The sequence below is a fragment of the Sphaerisporangium album genome (genome assembly GCF_003323745.1).
Taxonomy (GTDB): domain Bacteria; phylum Actinomycetota; class Actinomycetes; order Streptosporangiales; family Streptosporangiaceae; genus Sphaerisporangium; species Sphaerisporangium album.
Genome location: NZ_QOIL01000003.1, coordinates 417,329 through 435,843, shown reverse-complemented (window position 1 = coordinate 435,843; position 18,515 = coordinate 417,329). Strand labels below are relative to the sequence as shown.

13 protein-coding genes are annotated in these 18,515 nt (G+C 70.3%); 3 read left to right on the top strand and 10 right to left on the bottom strand.

Going from position 1 to position 18,515, the window contains the following annotated elements; all coding sequences use genetic code 11:
- Positions 1 to 25: 25 nt before the first annotated feature.
- Positions 26 to 5,068 carry a fibronectin type III domain-containing protein gene (locus tag DQ384_RS07125; RefSeq protein WP_245966307.1) on the top strand — a complete coding sequence of 1,681 codons (5,043 nt, stop codon included), beginning with the start codon at positions 26 to 28 and terminating at the stop codon, positions 5,066 to 5,068.
- Here the strand turns inward: DQ384_RS07125 and rplK are convergent.
- The 10 genes from rplK to DQ384_RS07075 all read right to left on the bottom strand — a co-directional run bounded on the left by rplK (position 5,058) and on the right by DQ384_RS07075 (position 16,087).
- Positions 5,058 to 5,483 carry a 50S ribosomal protein L11 gene (gene rplK / locus DQ384_RS07120; protein WP_114027881.1) on the bottom strand — a complete coding sequence of 142 codons (426 nt, stop codon included), beginning with the start codon at positions 5,481 to 5,483 and terminating at the stop codon, positions 5,058 to 5,060. The two genes, DQ384_RS07125 and rplK, sit on opposite strands and share 11 nt — an antisense overlap.
- Before the next feature lie 187 nt (positions 5,484 to 5,670).
- Positions 5,671 to 6,927 (bottom strand): MFS transporter, encoded by a 1,257-nt coding sequence (locus DQ384_RS07115; RefSeq protein WP_114027880.1) that lies wholly within the window; start codon positions 6,925 to 6,927, stop codon positions 5,671 to 5,673.
- Position 6,928: 1 nt separating this feature from the next.
- Positions 6,929 to 8,158, bottom strand: a complete 1,230-nt coding sequence (locus DQ384_RS07110) for an ATP-grasp domain-containing protein (protein ID WP_114027879.1) — start codon at positions 8,156 to 8,158, stop codon at positions 6,929 to 6,931.
- A gap of 49 nt (positions 8,159 to 8,207) precedes the next feature.
- Positions 8,208 to 9,848, bottom strand: coding sequence for a class I tRNA ligase family protein (locus tag DQ384_RS07105; RefSeq protein WP_114027878.1), 1,641 nt, complete (start codon positions 9,846 to 9,848; stop codon positions 8,208 to 8,210).
- Positions 9,845 to 10,945 carry an NAD(P)/FAD-dependent oxidoreductase gene (locus tag DQ384_RS07100; RefSeq protein WP_147268679.1) on the bottom strand — a complete coding sequence of 367 codons (1,101 nt, stop codon included), beginning with the start codon at positions 10,943 to 10,945 and terminating at the stop codon, positions 9,845 to 9,847. Before DQ384_RS07100 ends, DQ384_RS07105 begins: the two co-directional genes overlap by 4 nt.
- Entirely contained in the window at positions 10,927 to 11,262 is a 336-nt protein-coding gene (locus tag DQ384_RS07095; protein ID WP_114027876.1) for a cupin domain-containing protein, read from the bottom strand. Before DQ384_RS07095 ends, DQ384_RS07100 begins: the two co-directional genes overlap by 19 nt.
- Positions 11,259 to 12,479 carry a lysine N(6)-hydroxylase/L-ornithine N(5)-oxygenase family protein gene (locus DQ384_RS07090; RefSeq protein ID WP_114027875.1) on the bottom strand — a complete coding sequence of 407 codons (1,221 nt, stop codon included), beginning with the start codon at positions 12,477 to 12,479 and terminating at the stop codon, positions 11,259 to 11,261. The genes DQ384_RS07095 and DQ384_RS07090 overlap by 4 nt, the downstream gene beginning before the upstream one ends.
- A complete protein-coding gene (locus DQ384_RS07085; RefSeq protein WP_114027874.1) occupies positions 12,476 to 13,723 on the bottom strand; it encodes an ATP-grasp domain-containing protein in 1,248 nt (415 codons plus the stop codon). Before DQ384_RS07085 ends, DQ384_RS07090 begins: the two co-directional genes overlap by 4 nt.
- Before the next feature lie 153 nt (positions 13,724 to 13,876).
- Positions 13,877 to 14,701 (bottom strand): alanyl-tRNA editing protein, encoded by an 825-nt coding sequence (locus DQ384_RS07080; protein WP_114027873.1) that lies wholly within the window; start codon positions 14,699 to 14,701, stop codon positions 13,877 to 13,879.
- Between the two features lie 96 nt (positions 14,702 to 14,797).
- Complete coding sequence (locus tag DQ384_RS07075; protein WP_114027872.1) at positions 14,798 to 16,087, bottom strand: MFS transporter; 1,290 nt, start codon at positions 16,085 to 16,087, stop codon at positions 14,798 to 14,800.
- Positions 16,088 to 16,214: 127 nt separating this feature from the next.
- Here DQ384_RS07075 and DQ384_RS07070 point away from each other — a divergent pair, with 127 nt between their 5' ends.
- Together DQ384_RS07070 and DQ384_RS07065 are read left to right on the top strand one after the other, a co-directional pair.
- Complete coding sequence (locus DQ384_RS07070; RefSeq protein ID WP_245966288.1) at positions 16,215 to 17,219, top strand: Lrp/AsnC family transcriptional regulator; 1,005 nt, start codon at positions 16,215 to 16,217, stop codon at positions 17,217 to 17,219.
- Positions 17,206 to 18,507 (top strand): M20/M25/M40 family metallo-hydrolase, encoded by a 1,302-nt coding sequence (locus DQ384_RS07065; protein WP_114027870.1) that lies wholly within the window; start codon positions 17,206 to 17,208, stop codon positions 18,505 to 18,507. The genes DQ384_RS07070 and DQ384_RS07065 overlap by 14 nt, the downstream gene beginning before the upstream one ends.
- The last annotated feature ends 8 nt before the right edge of the window (positions 18,508 to 18,515 follow it).

The following is an 18,515-nucleotide window of genomic DNA, read 5'->3' as shown; positions in this document are numbered from 1 at the left end:
GCTTGCTCGACTGGTGTGCCTGGTGATGGTCGCTGCGTTCCTGCAGGTCCCGCAGGAGGTCGTCGGAGCCCTCCCCGCCTCGGCGAGCGCGGTCCCGCCCGGCCCGGGCCAGTTCTTCGGTGCGCGGGCACGCGTGCTCAACAACGTCTCCATCGCCGCGGGAGCCACCTCCACGGTGAAGGTGGCCGGTGCCGGGACCGTGCCGGCGACCGGCGTGTCGGCGGTGGCCGTCGAGATCACCGGCAAGGGCGCGAGCGCCGTCGGCGACCTGCACGTGTGGGCGTCGGGCCTGGCCGAGCCGTCGGTGACGGGGGCGCGGTACCGGTCCGGCGTGTGGGACGGGCAGCTCATGATCGTCAAGGTGGGCGCCGACGGGCAGATAAAGGTCAGGAACACCGGGACGGCGGCGGTCAGCGTCTACGCCGACGTCCACGGCTACTGGCTCGGCCAGGCCGGTTCGAATGCCGGGGCGACCTACGTGCCGCTGAACACCGCGCGGATCATCAGCAAGCAGACGGTGGCCGCCAACTCCACCGCCTCCTTCCCCATCGTGGGGATAGGGGGCGTTCCGGCGAGCGGGGTGGCGTTCGTCGCCATCACGTTGATCGTCAAGAGCACGGTAACCGGCAAGGTGACGGTCTACCCCTCCGGGTCCGCGCGGCCGGTCGGCAGCAACATCGAGTACCGGCCGTCGGATTACATGTCGAACCTCGCCATCGTGGCGCCCGGGCCGGACGGGAAGGCGACCTTCGACAACCAGGGCAGCGCCGCTCTCACCGTTTACGCCGATATTTCGGGCTATTTCGCGGCGCCGGATTCCAATGTCGCCGGTTCCACCGCCGTCACGGTCACCCCGTCCCGCATCGTCAGCAACGTCAGCGTCGCCGCCGGCGCGACCTACACCGTCGCCCCGCTGGGTAAGGGCGGCGTACCCGCGAGCGGGGTCACCGCGGTCGGCGTCAACTTCACCGTCAAGAGCACGGTGGCCAACTCGCTGCGCGTCTATCCGTCCGACCAGACGGACCCTCCTGGAGGGGGGTCGGTCGACTTCCAGCCGGGCGACTACTGGGCCAACCTCGTGCTCGCCAAGCTCGGCGCCGACGGCAAGTTCGTGGTCAAGAACCTCGGAACCGCCGCCGCCACCCTGTACCTGGACACCTACCTCTACTTCGCCGCACCGGTCAGACCCTCGCCCCCCACACACGTGACGGCCGTCCCCGGGGACGCCGCCGCCACCGTCTCCTGGCAGGCTCCGGCCGGCTCCGGCCCGGCCATCACCGGGTACACGGTCACCGCCTCGCCCGGCGGCGCGACCGCCACCACGACCGGCGCCACGACGGCGACCGTGAGCGGCCTGTCCAACGGCACCTCCTACACCTTCACGGTCACCGCGAGCAGCGCTTCCGGCACCTCCGCCCCCTCGGCCGCCTCCGACCCCGTCATGCCGCGGCCGGCGAGCAAGCCCGACCGGCCGTTCGTCACCGACGTCTACGCCCGCGACACGGCGGTACGGGTCTCCTGGGCCCCGCCCGCGGACGGCGGAGCGAGCCTGACCAAGTACGTCGTCACGGCGGCCCCCGGCGGCGCGCGGGTGGAGACGCCACCGGACGCCACCGAGACCATCGTCCCGGGCCTCACCAACGGCACCTCGTACACCTTCACCGTGACCGCGGTGAACGGCCTCGGCGAGGGACAGCCGTCCGCGCCGTCGAACCCGGTGGAGCCCCAGCCGGCCCAGGTGCCCATGACGCCCCCCGGCCTGCTCGCCGTCCCCCTCGACGGCCGGATCGACGTCCAGTGGTCGCCCGCCGTGGACGGCGGCGCGCCCATCACCGGGTACACCGTCACGGCACAGCCCGGCGGGACGACCGTGAAGACCGCTCCCGACACCACGGCCGCCGCGCTCACGGGGCTGGCCAACGGAACCGCCTACACGGTCTCGGTGGTCGCCGAGAACACGGCGGGAACCAGCGAGGCGGCCGTCGCCTCCGCCGTCACGCCGTCGGCGGCGCGCGCCCCGGCCGCGCCGACGCACGTCACCGTCGGCACCCCGGCCGCCGGCAGCGCCGAGGTGAGCTGGACGGCCCCCGCCGACGTCGGGACCTCGCCCATCACCGGGTACACCGTCACCGCGAGCCCGGGCGGGAAGACCGTCACGTCGGGCACGACCACGGCCACCATCACTGGGCTCGATCCCGCCACCGCTTACACCTTCACCGTGAAGGCGTCCAACGCGGCGGGCGCGGGACCGGCCAGTGCCCCGACCCCGTCGGTGGTCCCGAACCTCACCCCGCAGCCGGGGCAGCCGGCGCCGGTGATGCTGACGCCCGCGGCCGTGGCGACGCTGCGGGAGGTACGCGGCGACGGCACACTCGTCTTCGAGAACCCGCCCGCCGAGGTGACCGGGCTGACCGCCGGAACGCTGATCTGCCTCGACCAGACCCCGCAGACCCCCGAGGGCATGTTCGCCCGCGTCCTCGCCGTCAAGGGACAGAGCGGGCTGATCCTGGTGAGCACGGCGCAGGCGTCCCTCTCCGACGCCTACACCGAGGCCGGGTTCGCCCTGGACACCGACATCGACACCGGCGACACCCTGCACTTCACCCCGGCGCTCCCGGGCGTACGCCTCAGCAAGCCCGTGATCAAGGACAACGCCGCCATCACGGCCGGCGAGCCCGGCGCCGAGCTCGGCATCAAGCAGCAAGCTCTGGTGGCGGTCCTCCAGTACGAGCATCGCGTGCGCGGCCGCACGACCGCGAAGATCGAAGGAGAACTGGAGATCCACCCCAAACTCAAGACCAACCCGAGCGCCAACGCGAGCGGACGCGGCACGGACTACCGGGCCTCCGTCAAGACGAAAGCGGAACTGCGCGTCAAGGGCCATGTGGTCCTCGACGACGTCAGCACCCCACGGCTGCGCCTGGGCGCGATCAAGGGGCCGTGCTTCACCGTCCGGGTGGGCCGCATTCCCATCCTGGTGTGCCTGCGATTCGTCGTCGAGCTCAGCGTGGAACTGACCAGCGGCGTCGGGGTCACCTACGCCGTGCGCTACGAGAAGGAGCTCGGCACGCAGTGCCACCTCGGCAAGGCGACGACCTGCCAGGGGTTCAGCAGCGGCGCCGGCGCCTCACTCGACCAGGGCCTGGGCGTCTACGGCGAGGCCGGCATCACGGTCAGCATCCCCGTCGACACGCAGTTCCTGTTGTGGGGCGTGGTCGGAGGCGGGCTCGTCGCGACGCCGTCCGTGCAGTTCGAGGCCGACACCACCCAGAGCCCCTGGTGGGAGGTGCGCTTCGCGCTCTCTCTCGGAGTCTTCGTCGGCATGAGCAGCGTGGGGAAGGACTACGCGGTCTACCGGAACGACAACCTGATCCCGCTGCTCTTCTACACCATCGCGCAGGGCGGCGACTTCTACGGCATCGCGGTCCAGCCCACCGTCAGCAGAATCGACCCCGGGGAGAGGCTCCTGCTCAAGGCCGTCGTGTCGCGCTACCCCGACGACATACCCCGGCGGTGGCGGCTGGTGAGCGGGCCGGGAAGCCTCACGCCCGACGGCACCTACATCGCCGACCGCGTGGGGGCCGCCGAGGTGGAGGTCGTCGCGCCCTCGGACGGGTCCCACCCGGAACTGACCGGACGCGGCGTCATCGTCATCGGAAGCGGGTACGGATCGCCCAGCGAACCCCTCGACGACGGACTGACCCACTGGGGAGTCAACCGGCTCAGCGTTAGCTGGAAGCCGCCGAAGTCGGCCGGGACCAGCCCCGTCCTCGAGTACGTGGTCATCGCGCGGCCCGCCGACGCCACCGCCGGCGCGACGACGACCATGGCCTATGGGCAGCCGCAGGAGACGCACACTCTGCTCCACGGGCTGTACTCGTCAAGGCCGATCGACTGGATCACCACGGTCTACGCGCGGAACGCCGCCGGCAACAGCGGACCTTCCCAGAGCGTCGTGTCCTCACCGCTCGACGTGACCTTCCCTGGACCGCCCTACGGTGACGATCTGGCCATCGACTCACAGGTGTACCCCGACCCCGACACCACCCAGGTGGCCGGCGCGAAGTTCGGCGCCGCGATCTCGGGCGACGGCCGGTACGTGTTCTTCCTGACTCAGAAGCGGAGCAACCTCGCGCCGGCGGACGTGCGCGATCCTGCCGGCACCGCTCCGGTGATCCTGCGCAAGGACACCACGACCGGCCAGATCGTCGTCGCCTCACGCGGCGCCGACGGCCACACGCCGAGCACCGGGGGCTTCTCCGACCACTGGTACGTCAGCCGGGACGGCAACGTCATCGCCTTCACCGAGGCCAACGGCAGGGTGATCGTGCACGACATCGCCGCGCAGACCTCCTGGGTGCTGGAGGACGGCGCCGGCATCAGGGGCATCAGCGAGACCGGCCAGGTGGTGCTCTACTTCAAGTACCTCCCCACGAGCAGGAACAACTGGGATCTCTACCGCCAGGTCAAGGGCGGCCCGCCGCAGAAGGTCACGAACTGCCCGGGAGTGCTGCAGCCCACATGCCCGGGCAGCTTCGGCAGCATGTCCGGCGACGGCACGAAGGTCGTCTGGGACGACCGGGCCACCGCCAGCGGCCAGGGCGCGCGAACCCTCCTCTACGACGCCACGACCAACAACACCAAGCAACTCTTCGGCGGCGCCGACACGGTGGACCCGATCATCTCGGGTGACGGGATCGTCGTCGCGGTGCGTTACTTCGACCCATCCGGCAGCACCGGCCTGGTGATCAGAAGAACGGACTCGCCCGCGCCCGGCCCGGCGGACATCGCGATCCCCGACCAGGCCGCTGGGTTCGGCACGGCCATCGCCCTGAACAGGGACGGCCGCGTGCTCGCCTACGACTGGTACTCCGACTACGGCGAGGTCGCGGGGGAGAGGCTGTACACCTACAGCGCCTCGGGGACGCACATGGCGGGAGGCTCCATGTCCACCTGGCCGGATTCGGCCGCCCTCACCGATGACGGCCGCAAGGTGGTCTACACGCTCGGCCACAAGAACTCGCTGATCAACGTTCCGGGCGTCTGGTGGGACGACCTCACTCCTTGACGGTGAGGCCCATCGAGCGGGCCGTGCCTCTGATGATCTTCTCGGCCTGGTCGAGGTCGGTGGTGTTGAGATCGGGCATCTTGGTGCGGGCGACCTCGCGGAGGGCGTCGCGGCTGATCGTCCCGGCGGGCTCGTGCCCGGGACGCGGGCTGCCGCCGTCCAGGCCGGCCGCCCTGCGCAGCAGCGACGCCGTGGTCGGCATCTTGGTGACGAGGTCGAACGACCGGTCCTCGTAGACGGTGATCTCGGCGGGGACCACGAACCCCCGCTGCGCCTCCGTGGCGGCGTTGTACCGACGGCAGAAGTCCATCAGGTTGATGCCCAGCGGTCCAAGGTCCTTGCCGACCGTCGCCGGACTCGCCTCACCTGCCTTGACCTGGAGCTTCACGACTCTAGTGATCTTGTTCTTGGCCATGCCGAAACGCTAAAGTGTCCAGTTACTGGAGACTCAACGGAATAACCCACGGCATGGCGCGCGACGACCGCAACGCAATGCGCCTTGCCCTTCCACGAATGTCCATGACCGGTCTCCTCTGCTCGGACGACGAGCCGGAGTTCGAGGTCTCCGGAGGTGACCCGTTTGAGCCGACCGGGTTCGCGGGTCAGCGCACCGTCCCGGAGACCGCCGGTTCCTCCTGTCGCTCGTTGCGGACCAGGGTCCGGGTGCCGCGGTCGAGAAGGCTCGCGATCACGGCCAGAACGATGAGCCCGGCACCCGCCGTCAACGTCACCTGGGCATTGAGCGCCGAAGCGGCCATGGCCGTGACGGCGAGCCCGGCCGGCCTCAGGATGAAGGAACCCGCGTAGTCGAACGACGAGACCCGCGACAGCGACGAGTTGGGGATGTGCTGCTGGAGAGCCGTCTCCCAGAGCGTGTTGGGAAAGCTGGTGGCGATCCCGGCCAGCAGCCCGCCGAGCATGAGCAGGACCGGTTCCGGCGCCGTCCCGAGCACCACGATCAGCGGGGCCGCCGGCAGCATCATGATCCGCCCGGCCAGCAGGAGGCGGCGCGGCCGGAACCGTACGGCGAGCGCGTTGCCCAGCACGTCGCCGACCCCGAGGCTCGCGGCCACGGCGCCCCAGAGCAGGCCGCCGTTGTCCGAGCCGGCCAGCGACACCGGTCCCAGCACGTAGAGGGACGAGTAGACGAAGTTGAAGATCATGAACAGGACGATGCCCGTCCACACCCAGGACCGCCTCGCGACCTCCTGCCATCCGCTACGGAAATGCCGCAGGAAACCGCCTGTCTCGAATGGGGGTCGGGTGGGGACCTCCAGCCGGCGAAGGAACAGCAGGCTGCCGAGGAAGGTCAGCCCGTCGGCGATGAGCACCCAGCTCGCGCCGGCGAAGACCACCGCCATCCCCGCGATCACCGGCCCGACGCTCACGGAGAGGTTGCGGGTGAGCGACAGCAGGGCGTTGGCCTCCTGCACCAGTCGCAACGGCACGGTCTCGGCGATCAGCCCGACCGACGCGGGCACGAAAAGGGCGTTCGCCGCACCTGCGAGGCCGTGAAGTACGATCATCGCCCACAGCGGTGCGTGCCCCGCCAGCAGGAGAAGGCCGAACGTGATCTGCGAGGCCGCGCTGATTGCATCGGAAAGCACCATCAGGCGCTTGCGCGGCAGGCGGTCGGCCCACACGCCGCCGGCGAGCATGAACACGATCTGAGCCGCCGAGTACGACGCCAGCACCAGGCCGAGGTCCGCCGCGGAGCCAGTGGCCGCGAGCACGCCGAAGGACAGCGCGACGGGCGTCAGGGCGCTGCCGGCCGCGGAGAGGGCGTTGGCGAGGAACTGGTTGCGGAACTGGACCAGCCTGGCCAGTTCCGCGAGGTTGCTCCACTGGACTCCGGCCATGTCATGGAGTGGGGTCGACCGGTTCGAACTCGACCACGTACTCCTGCATGACCCTCCGAGCCGCGGCGCGGATGCCGCGCTCGTCCGGTCCGGCCAGTCTGAAACGCCCGGGAACGTGGAAGTAGCCACCGGTCCCGTCGAAGATCTCCCCCGGCTCGGGCAGCACTTCGGCGTACACCTGCGGGACGGAGTCCACCATCGCGGAGCGACGGACCACCCGGCTGGGACGCCGGTCGGGTTCGGGCATCACCACCCATCCGGCCGGGGCGTCGCCGAAGCGGACGCCTGCCGACAGCAGCGGGATCCCGAGGACCGTCCGGAAGCTTTCCGTCATGAGGTCGATGCCGTGGAGGTCCCGGTGGATGTAGGGCACCTCCGCTCCGCCGGCGCGCATCCCCGCTTCGAGGAACACCAGACCGCCGTCGGGCTGGCGGATGACCTCGACGTGGAAGCAGCCGGTCACCAGGCCGAGCGCCTTGAGACACGCCACCGCGAATTCGCCGATCTCATCCCGTAGCGGGCCCGGGTCCAGCGTCACCGAGCCGAGCGGCTTGCCCCGAAGGAAGTCCAAGGGGGTGTTGAGGTAGCCGGAGACGCTCAGGAAGTGCCGCTCTCCCTCGGAGAGGACTCCGTCGGCGTGGTAGATCTCCGTGGATATGAATTCCTCGCACTCGAACGCCGTGACATCGAGGCCGTCGAGTGCCGCCACGAGTTCTTCCTCGCCGGAGATTATCCTCACCCCGACAGAACCGGCCTCCGCCCGAGGTTTGAGGACGAGCGGGAAGCCGATTCCCGCGGAGATCTCGGCGATCGTGGTCGAGGCGCCCAATTCCATGAAACGCGGAACCGGCAGGCCCCGCTTGGCGAGGCGGTCCTTCATCACGACCTTGTCCTTGAACGCCCGTACCAGATCGGCACCCGGCCCTGGAGTGCCGAATTCCTCCCGCATCAGCGCCGCTGTCAGCACGTCATATTCGGAGAGCGCGACGATTCCGTGGAATCGTCCGTACTGCTCGGCCAGGGCCCGGGCGGGCGGCGCCAGCGTGGCGGGCTGCAGGTCCGGGACGGCGCGGATCCTGCCCGGCTCGACCGGGCCCAGTGCTTTCGTGTACCCGTTCAGGGTCAGGTACGACAGATCGCACGGGTGATCCGCACAGTAGCGGAAGTATTCGGCGTCGCTGTCGTCGTAGCGGTTGATGACGAGGTAGTGGGGGCGGGCCGGGCTCGGCATCGTCTTTCCCGTCGGTCGGAGTGAGGGGTCGCTGTAGCCGTGCGGGGCGTCAGGCCAGGGCGTACCGAGAGGAGGCCGGCAGGACCGGTAAGAGGTCGCCGATCCTGATCGTGCCGAATCCCAGAGGGGACCCGGCCTCGCGCGGTCGCGTCGGGTCCAGGAATGCCTTCAGGTCGGGCTCTCCCGCACCGCCGAGGACCTCCCAGATCCGGCGGCTCAGGCGGGGGACGATCGGGCATCCGAGGACGCTCACGCCCTTCAGCCACCAGTAGGCGCTCTGTTCGAGGTCCGCGACGCTCTGCCACCAGAGATCGAAGGCCTCCACCGCCTCGGACGTCGAGACGACCGGGCCGTCCAGGGCCGACTGCTGCCGGGCCAGCAGCACCTCCAGTCTCGCCAGTTGCCCGTCCGTGATCGGTTCGGGGGCGGCGATCTCGGCGAGCGAGCGGCGGGCCGCTTCCAGCAGCGGCGTCAGGCCGCCGGCCAGCCGGACGTTGACGGTCTCGACGAACGACTCCGGCTCCATGCTGTCCCGCCGCTCCTCGAGCCGGGTTCCGGCCAGGAAGTATCGGACGGCGTCGACGTCGATGCCCGGGGTGCGGGCGATGTCGACGGCCCCGATCACGTGGCCCCTGCTGGTGGAGAACTTCTCGCCCTCGAGCGCATAGAACTCGTTGATCAGCGTCCGGTCGTAGGTCTTCATGTCCCCGTGGAGCAGCGACGTGCCGACGATGCAGACGAGTGTGGGTATCACGTTGTCGACGCCGAGGCTGGTGACCGTGACGACGTCCGCGCCCGGGTCGAACGCGTTGACGCCGGTGCCGCTCACCGAGCCGTGGACGGCGCCGACCAGCCGGGCGAACATGAAGATCCCGGCGTACGGGAAGAGCGTCCGCGGTACGCCGGGGTCCGCCCGGTCCAGGGGAATCCCCCAGCTTTCCGGGGCGCTGGCGCGGACCATCCCGCCCTCGCGGCTCAGGTAGCGTCTCACCGTCTCCTGGTAGCGCGCCGGAACCCCGATGTCCGCCATCCGCGCCGCCAGTTCCTCCGGATCCGCCGGCCGCAGGAACAGCGATGTGATCTCCCGCCATTCGAGCGGGCTCGTCCCGTTCGTGCCGCGAGGGTCGCGCAGGTTCTCCGGCCGGAAGTGCCCGCCGCAGACCTCACAGAAGTAGCTGCCCGCGCCGGCGCCGCAGTCCGGGCACCTGCCCGCGAGCCATGGGCCTACGGCGAACCGCCGCGCGGAGGGGCTGTAGGGGACCCGCTCGCGGAGCGTCGTCACCGCTCCCCGCTCCCGCAGCCGCCGGAGGCAGCCGGCCACCTCTTCCTCGAAGGCCGCGCGCCATGGCTGCTCGGCCGGGTTGATGAACACGTCGAGGCCGATGTCCATCGCGGCCAGGTCCTCGGCGATGAGCGTGTGGTATTCGGCGGCGAGCTCACGTTCGGCGCGTCCTTCGACGACCGCCTTGAGCGTCATGTACGGCTCGTAGACGTCGCTTCCGGTGATCGTGGTCGGCAGGTCGCCCCTCATGCGGACGAACCGGCTGAGCATGTCCATCCGCAGGAAGGGGCCCGCGATGTGCCCCAGGTGGAGTCGTCCGTTGGGTGTCGGCTCGGGGGGGACCAGCAGGTAGCGGCGCGGCGGTAAGGTGCCCGCCCTCCGGATGAGGCCTGTGGAGCCGATGCTCATGAGCGACCACTTCCAGGTGATTGAGGGGTGAGAAGGTCGAGGGCTCGCTCGGCGATCGCGGGCGCCAGGCGGTAGCCCGATCCGTTACCGCCGACCGCCAGGACGACGCCGGGGTGCTCGGGCACCGGTTCGACCAGGGGCAGACGGTCGCGGGTGTAGCCGTCGTAGAAGGCACGCCCACCAGAGAGCGCTTCGACCAGCGACGGGACGTACCGGCGCAGGACGCGAACCGCCTCGCTGTGATCTGCACCGCTCAGGGCGGGCGATCCCGTGACGGGAGAGCCGTCCCACTCCTTGGAGGTGAAGCTGAAGAGCCAGCGGTCGCTCTCCGGCTGGGGCAGCAGGAACGCGTCGTCGTCCTCGAAGATCAGCACGGGCGCGTCGTCGGCGGCCCTGAGGTCCACGTGGAACGCGGCGACCTTCTTGACGCGCAGGCCGGCCGCCCGCACCCGCGCACCGAATGGTCCGTGCAACGCCCACGGACCGGTGGCGACGATCACCTTACGGCCCCGTGCGAGCGGCCGCCCCTCGCCGGCCAGCAGATAGCCGTCCCCGTGCGGCTGTACGGAGACGACCCGCTCGCCATGCCGGACAGCGCAGCCGCGGCGGCCCCTTTGCTCGTCGAGCAGGCCACGGGCCAGCCCCGCGACGTCGGCATGGCGGGAGCCCTCCGAACGGAGCAGGATCCGGCCGCCGGACGGACGCAGCCCCGCGAAGAGGCCGCCGAGGGCATCCACCTCGGCCTCGACCAGGTCCGGGCCGGCCATCGTCTCCCGGAGGCGGTCAGCGCGGTCCCGCGCGAGCAGCCAGAAGGTGCCGACGGAACGGACGGGGAGGCCGGGCCGCTCCGTCAGGAGCCGTCTGTAGAGGGCGGTGCTCCGTGCCGCCAGCTCACGCTGCCGTGCGTCCCGCCCTGTCGGCACGTCGAGGCCCGCGGACAGGCACGTCGCGTTGACGCCACCCTGATCCAGGGTGAGCACCCGCAGGCCCGGCTCCCTCTCCAGGGCGAGATGGCCTGTCATGGCGCCGACGACGCCGGCCCCGACCACCACGAGATCGAAGTCCTGGATCGCCTCGGTCATCTGCTCTTGTGCCACCAGATCGACAACACGCTCATCGGGACGCCGCGGTCCGCCAGCGCCACATGCTCGGTGAAGGGCGCGAAACCCAGAAGATCGCCCTTGCCGACCTCGTACGGCCGGCCCTCGTAGCGGACGGTTCCGGCGCCGTCGAGGATCAGCCACATCTCCTGCACGGCATGGCTGTCGGGTGGGGTGGAGCCGCCGGAGGCCAGCGTGAAGCGCGCCATCGAGAAGGGACTGTCGCCTTCGAACGGTCCGAGGGACGCGGCCCATTCGTCCAGCGCCTCGAACTCGCGCGGCAGCGCCTCGAAGCCGAGTCGCGGGAGGATCACGTGTTGTACCTCCGATATCCGAGAATCGCGTTGAGGATGACCGCACTGCGCCACGACAGCAGGCTGAGATTCGCGTCGGCGATGCCCCAGGCGTGCCGGGCGCCGTTCTGCAGGAATATGCGGCCGGTGGTCTCGCCGTCGAGGGACAGCGAGTAGTCGTCGCCGACCACCAGCCCATCGGCGGTCCTGGCGAGGCGGGGTGCGAGCTCGCTCATGCAGTCCGGAAGGCGGTACTCGTAACCGGTGGCGAGGACGACGACGTCGGACCGGACGATCGAGGTCTGCGCGCCCTTCACCTCCAGTTCCCAGCCATCGGACAGCCGTGCGCAGCCGGTCACCTCCGAGCGGGGCATCAGCCGGAGCCAGTCTTTGCGGCCCAGCAGGCACTCGTGCCGGTAGCGTTCGCGGTAGACGTCCTGCAGAGTCGCGAGGTCTATGCCGTCGCTCGCGTATTTCTGCTCGCCCAGGAGCTCCTGCTTGCGGGCCTGCGGCAGCCCGTGGAACTCCCGGGCGTAACCGGGAAAGAAGTACTCGTTGGTGAAGGGCGAGTCGTCCATCGGCAGGAGGCCGGGCCTGCGCGTGATCCAGGTGATGCTCTGCGGCGGCTCGTCGAGGCGCATGAGGTGGCGGACGATCTCCGCCCCGGACTGCCCTCCGCCGACGACCGCGACGGCGCGACCGGACACCTCCCGAGGGTGTGCGAGGAATTCCCCGGCATGGAACACGTCGGCGCACAGGTGGGGGCGCATGAAGTCGGGGATCAGCGGCGTCTGGCCCGTCCCGAGCACCACGTTCGCCGCCGTGACCTCGCCGTGTCCCGAGTGGAGGACGAAGTACCCGTCGCGTTCGCGGACGCTGCGTACCTCCGTGCCGAACTCGATGGACGGAATGGTCCTGGAGGCCCACTGGAGATATTGGTCGAACTCCGTGCGCAGCACCGCGGGAAACCTCGCGGTGAGGAACCGGTAGAGCCTGCCCTCGCCGGCGAGGAAGGCCAGGAACGAGTAACGGCTGGTCGGGTCCACCAGCGTGACCAGATCCTTGAACGGCGAGACCTGGAGGGTCGCCTCGGGCAGAAGGAGGCCGGGGTGCCAGGAGAAGCTCGCGCGTGCCTCGAAGTGCACGCTCCGCAGGTTCTCCACGTCGGCTCCGAGGGCCGCCAGGCTCAGGTTGGCCGGGCCGACACCCACTGCCGCGTAATCGTGGACGTCGGTCATGGGAGCACCACCAGGTCGTCCAGGTCCTTCCAGAACCTCCGGACGGCCTCGTGTGACCCGGCCGCGTAGCGCACCCAGGCGAGCCGCGAACGGCAGTCGCCGGTCTCGGGGATGGGCTCGCCCGGAGGGATGCAGAGCTGCTTTCCGATGACGTCCGGCAGGGCGTCAAGCCGGTCCCACCCGAGGATGGTGGTGTAGGAGCGCAGGTCGTCGGTGGTGAAGAACCGCACGGCGGCGTGCGGCGCGGTGGGCGTGCCGAACGCCGGCAACTCCCCGGCGCCGATGCCCAGTCCCGCCGCGAGCATGACCGCCGCGAGATCCGTTCCGGTGACGTGCCGGATCAGCTCGACGATGCCGTCGCCAGGCAGCCGGGCGCCGAGCTCGATCAGGACCGGACCCTGGTCGCTCAGACGCAGTTCGCAGTGGAACGGCCCGGAGGTGACGTTGAGCGCCCGGACCACCTGTCCCGTGTACGCGATCACCTGATTCGCCACGTCGTCCGGCAGGTCGGCCGGAGTCAGGTGCCCCAGCTCGACGAAACGGGGTTCGGCGCCGAGAACCTTCTGGGTGATCGCGACGACGGTGACCTGACCGTTCTCGACGTAGCCATCGGCGCTGACCTCCTCGCCCGCGACGTACTGCTCGACGACGACGGTGTGTCCCATCGGGCGGCCGAGGTCGAGCTCCTCGTCGGCGGCCAGGGCGGTGTAGGCGGCGGCGAGCTGCGGCCAGTCGTCGGCCCTGCTCACATGGATGCTGCCCGAGGACTCGACCGGCTTCATGACGCTCGGGAAGCCCACGCGCCCGGCCGCGGAGCGCAGGGCGTCCAGGGAGGAGGCCTCGGCGAAGCTCGGCGTGCGCAGTCCGGCGGCGGCGACACGCTCACGCATGCGCGCCTTGTTGCGGACGGCGTCCACCGTCTCCACCGGCAGGCCGGGCAGTCCGAGACGCGCTGCGAGCCTGGCCGTCGTGGCCACGTAGAAGTCACATCCGGGGAGCACCGCGGCGAGCGGGTCGCGTTCGTGGTGGGCGGTGACCGCATCGAACAACGCCCGCTCGTCGTTGGTGTCGACGGTGAGCACGACAGAGGTGATCTTTCTCAGGTCCGCCGGGATCTCACAGTCGCCGGTGTCCCGCGAGGCGATCACGATCGTCATGCCGAGGCGGTGCGCCAGCCTGGCGACGTCGGCGCCGCCGGAGACCGGTTCGACGATGAGGACGGACGAGCCGGCCGGATCGAGCACGGGCTGACCTCCACTTCCAGATTCACGGCCGCTTGACCGTGGTGTGGACCACCTGGAGAGGTTAGGACGAGGAGCCCGGGCGTATGTATATTCCCGGTATACGGTCGGCCGTTCGCGGCCTCGACCAGGTGCCGCCCCCGGCGAAGGCGGGGGCTACCGGAGGGGCGGCGTGCTCACGAGGCTGCGCATCGTCAGCTCCGCGCCGTCGAAGGACAGCGAGACGCCCACCGCGCCCAGCTCGGAGGTCCGGGTGACGTGGGTGCCGCCGCACGGGATGTGGGCCTGTCCCTCCGGGAGCGAGCAGCGCCACGTCCGCCGGCCGGACAGGGCCCCGGACGGGTCCTCGACCATGACCGGCGCGTCAGCGGCGATCCACTCCGCGAGCCGGTCTTCGATCCGGCGCGTGAGCTCGGTGAGGTCGAGTCCCTCGGCGTCGAAGCCCTTCCTGCGCAGCGACTTGCCGAGGCGGTAGACGTCGGTGCTGCCGTACTCCGAGACGCGGGAGGAGAAGATCGCCGCCTGGTCGAAGTCGGGATGGCCGAGCGAGTCGGGCACGGTCTCCTTGCGCCACCGGCCGGCCAGTGCCTCGTTGAGCGCCAGGGCGGTGAGGTGGCATGCGGTGTGGCCGGCCGACAGTGCCCTGCGGTACGCCGCGTCGACGATCAGCTCGGCTTCTCCGTCGACCGGCTCCTCCAGCACATGGACCACGAGCCAGTCCCAGCCCTCGGCGCCGCGCCGAGCCGGGATGTCGGTGCCGAGGTAGAGCCGCGTGCCATCGGAGGCGCCGGTCACGCAGTCGAGGACGGGCAGCCCGTTCACGGTGCCCCGGTCCGCGGGCTGGTCGGGCCAGGTGTGATCCAGTGGGTGAAACGGCGTCTCCTCGGTGACCACGCCGTGCCCGTTCTCCAGAGGGGTGGACGTGACCACGCGGGACTTCCCGTGGACGTCGCCGCGTGGATAGGTGACCTGTGTGTCCATGACCGGTCCTCGACTCCAATCTTCGCGCGGGGATCGCGCCGGATACGATAGGGCCTCGCATGCCTCGTCGGCAGGACGCTCGCTGACGCGGTCGTCTCAGTCGAGCACCGCGTTCTTGGTCTCCCGCATGCGGATGTAGACGACCGTGGAGATCAACGTTAGCGCGGTGGCGTACCATCCGAACGCCTGCCGCTGCCCGGCGTCGGCGAGCGCCGTGGCGATGTACGGCGCCGTGCCGCCGAACAGGGCCACGGTCACCGCGTAGGGCAACCCGATGCCCGTGGTCCGGACCTTGGCGGGGAACAGCTCGACCATGACCGCCGAGCACACCGCGGTGTAGCCGGTGAGCAGCACCATGGCGACGCATGAGATGAGCAGCAGGTTCCAGAAGGAATCCCGCAGCATGCCCAGCATCGGGACCGTGAGCACGGTCATCCCCACACCGAAGGCGACGAGCAGCGGCTTCCTGCCCACGCGGTCCGCCAGCAGCCCGCCGAGGGGCTGGATCACGGTGAAGAACGCCAGCGCGATCGTGCCGACCGTGAGCGTCCGCGCCGGGTCCGCCCCCACGGTGATCTCCGCGTACGTCGGCAGGTAGATGGACCAGGTGTAGAAGCTCACGGTGGCGCCGAGGGTCATGCCGACGACGAGCATCGACTCCTTGGGATGCCGGCGCAGGAAATCGAAGAGTCCCGGCCTTTCGACCCGGCCCTTCCTTATCGCCTCGGCGTGGACGTAGGTCTCTTCCGTCCCGTACCGGACCCACAGGCCGAGCAGGGACAGCGCCGCGCCCAGGACGAACGGGAGCCGCCATCCCCAGGAGGTCATGTCGCCCTGGGACAGCGCGTTGCCGAGCAGGCTCGCCACGCCGGCCGCCAGGAGCTGGCCGAGGTTGGAGCTGAAGTAGCTGAAGCTGGAGAACAGGCCGCGGCGGCCGGGCGTGGCCGACTCCACCAGGAACACCGACGACACGGCGAACTCGCCGCCGACGGAGAACCCCTGGATCAGGCGGATGAGGATCAGCAGCAGGGGCGACAGCAGGCCGGCCTGGGCGTACGTGGGGAGGGCGGCCATCATGAGCTGGCCCACGCCCATGAGGGCGATGGTGAGCGTCATGGCCGGGCGCCGGCCGGCGCGGTCGGCGATGGCCCCGATGACGAGCCCGCCGATCGGGCGCATGACGAAGCCGACCGCGAAGACGGCGAAGGCGCTGAGCAGGGGGACGAGGCGGTTCCCGGCGCTGGGGAACACCTGGTCCGCGAAATAGGTGGTGAGGAACGCGTACGCGAGCCAGTCGTACCACTCCACCAGGTTTCCGGCCGAGGTGGACAGTAGCTGGCGCGTGCGCTTACGGGGGACGGGGATGACCGCGGAGCCGACCGTCATGGCTACCTCCTTCGTCTGGGGTCTGACCGCATGCTGAGAAGTGTGCGCCTGATGACATATCGAGGCAACAAGCTATAGTGAGATTCACGTAACCGTCTCAATGGGTCAGTGAATGTTAGATTTGGACATGCTCGACGAAATGGACCGTCGCCTGGTCGCGGCGCTCCAGGTCGCGCCCCGGGCCGCGTGGGGAGACCTGGCGCGGGTGCTCGGGGAGCACGAGCGCACGGTGGCGCGGCGCGTGCAGCGCATGCTCGCCATCGACGCCATCCGGATCACCGCCGCCTACGACGATCTGCGCAGCGGCGTCGGGAACCCGGTGCACATTCGCGTCAGCACCGAGCCGGGCTCCGTGGACGCGACGGCCGGCATCCTGGCCGCCCGGCCGGACGTGCGCGGGGTCTTCGCGATCACCGGGACCGCCGACCTGTGGATCGAGCTCATCGCCTCCGGGAGCGACCACCTGCGGCATCTGCACGGCATCCTCGCCGACGAGATACCGGCCACCCCGGGGGTGCGGGCCACCGAAGCCCAGGTGGTGCTCAGGACGTTCACCACGGTCGCCGACTGGCACGCGCCCCTGCTCGGCGAGGAGGAGGTCGCCGGGCTCAGGGCCCTGGTCGTCCCACCGCTCGCCGAGCTGCCGGACCGGGTCGATTTCGGGGGCGTCGACCGGGATGTGGCCGAGATCCTCGTCCGCGACGGCCGCGCGAGCTACACCCAGATCGCCGACGAGCTCGGCATCTCGGTGCCGACCGCGCGCCGCAAGGTGACATGGTCGCTGGAGCGGCGGGTGGTGCGCCCGCGTGTCGAGGTCGAACCCGCGCTGCTCGGCCTGCGCGTGGAGGCCCAGCTCGGCCTGGAGGTGCGTCCCGCCGGTCTGGACGCGGTGGGGACGGCGCTCGCCCGCCACCCGGGCGTCCGCTACTGCGCCGCCATCGCCGGCAGCCGTGACCTCCTGGTCGAGGTCTGCCTGGCCCACGAGATGGGGTTGTACAGATTCGTCACCCAGGTCATCGGAGGGCTGCCTGACGTGGTCGACGTGGACATGGCGTTCATCACCCGCGCCTACAAACGCGGACACCTGCTGAAGGACGGCCGTCTCACCAGGAGCCCGCATGACGCTCCTTGAGGACGAGACCGTCCGCATGTGCGCCGAGCTCATCCGCATCGACACCAGCAACCTCGGCGACGGCGACGGACCCGGCGAGCGCGCGGCGGCCGAGCGGATCATGGAGTGGCTGGGCGAGGCCGGGCTCAGCCCCACCTACCTGGAGTGCTCGCCGCGCAGGGGGAACGTGATCCTGCGGGTGAGCGGGACGACGCCCGGGCTTCCCGCGCTGCTCGTGCACGGGCACCTGGACGTCGTCCCCGCCGATCCCCGCGACTGGACGATGCCGCCGTTCGCCGGAGAGGTGGCCAACGGCTGGGTGTGGGGTCGCGGCGCCGTCGACATGAAGCACATGGACGCGATGATGGTCGCCCTCGTGCGTGACATGGCGCGCACCGGGCTCCGGCCGAGGCGCGATCTGGTCTTCGCCTGGCTGGCCGACGAGGAGACCGGCGGAGACCACGGCGCGCGGTTTCTCGTGCGCGAACACCCCGGCCTGTTCGAGGGATGCGCGGAGGCCATCGGCGAGGTCGGCGGCTACTCCCTGACGATAGGCTCGGACCTGCGGCTTTACCTGGTGGAGACCGCGCAGAAGGGGCTGGCCTGGATCCGCATGTCCGTCGAGGGCCAGGCGGGCCACGGCTCACTGCCGCACCCCGGCAACGCGGTGACCGAGCTGGCGGCGGCCGTGAGCCGGATAGGCGCCCACACCTGGCCACAGCGGCTGACCCCGACGACCCGCCGCATGTTACGAGAGATCTGCCTGGCCTGCGAGGTGCCGTTCGACGAGGACGACATCGACGGCGTGCTGGGCAAGCTCGGCCCGATCGCCCGCTTCATCGGCGCCTCACTGCGTCACGTGGCCAACCCGACGCGGTTCCACGCCGGGTACGCCACGAACGTCGTGCCGGAGATCGCCGTGGCCGAGATCGACGGGCGTTTCCTCCCGGGGCTGAAGGACGACTTCCTCGAAACGGTGGACCGGCTGGCGGGGCCTCGGGTGTCCAGCCGCCACATCGACGACGAGGACGCCGTCGAGGTCCCGTTCGACACGCCGCTGGTCGAGGCCATGTTGGCGTCCCTTCAGGTCGAGGACCCGCGGGGACGCGTCGTCCCCTACTGCCTGTCCGCCGGAACAGACAACCGCACCTTTCACCGGCTGGGCATCCACGGATATGGATTCGTCCCCCTGCGGCTCCCGCCGGAGGTCGATTTCGCGGCCATGTTCCACGGGGTCGACGAACGCGTGCCCGAGTCCGCGCTGCGCTTCGGCGTGCGAGTCCTGCGCCATCTGCTGTCGACCTATTGAAGGCCGCC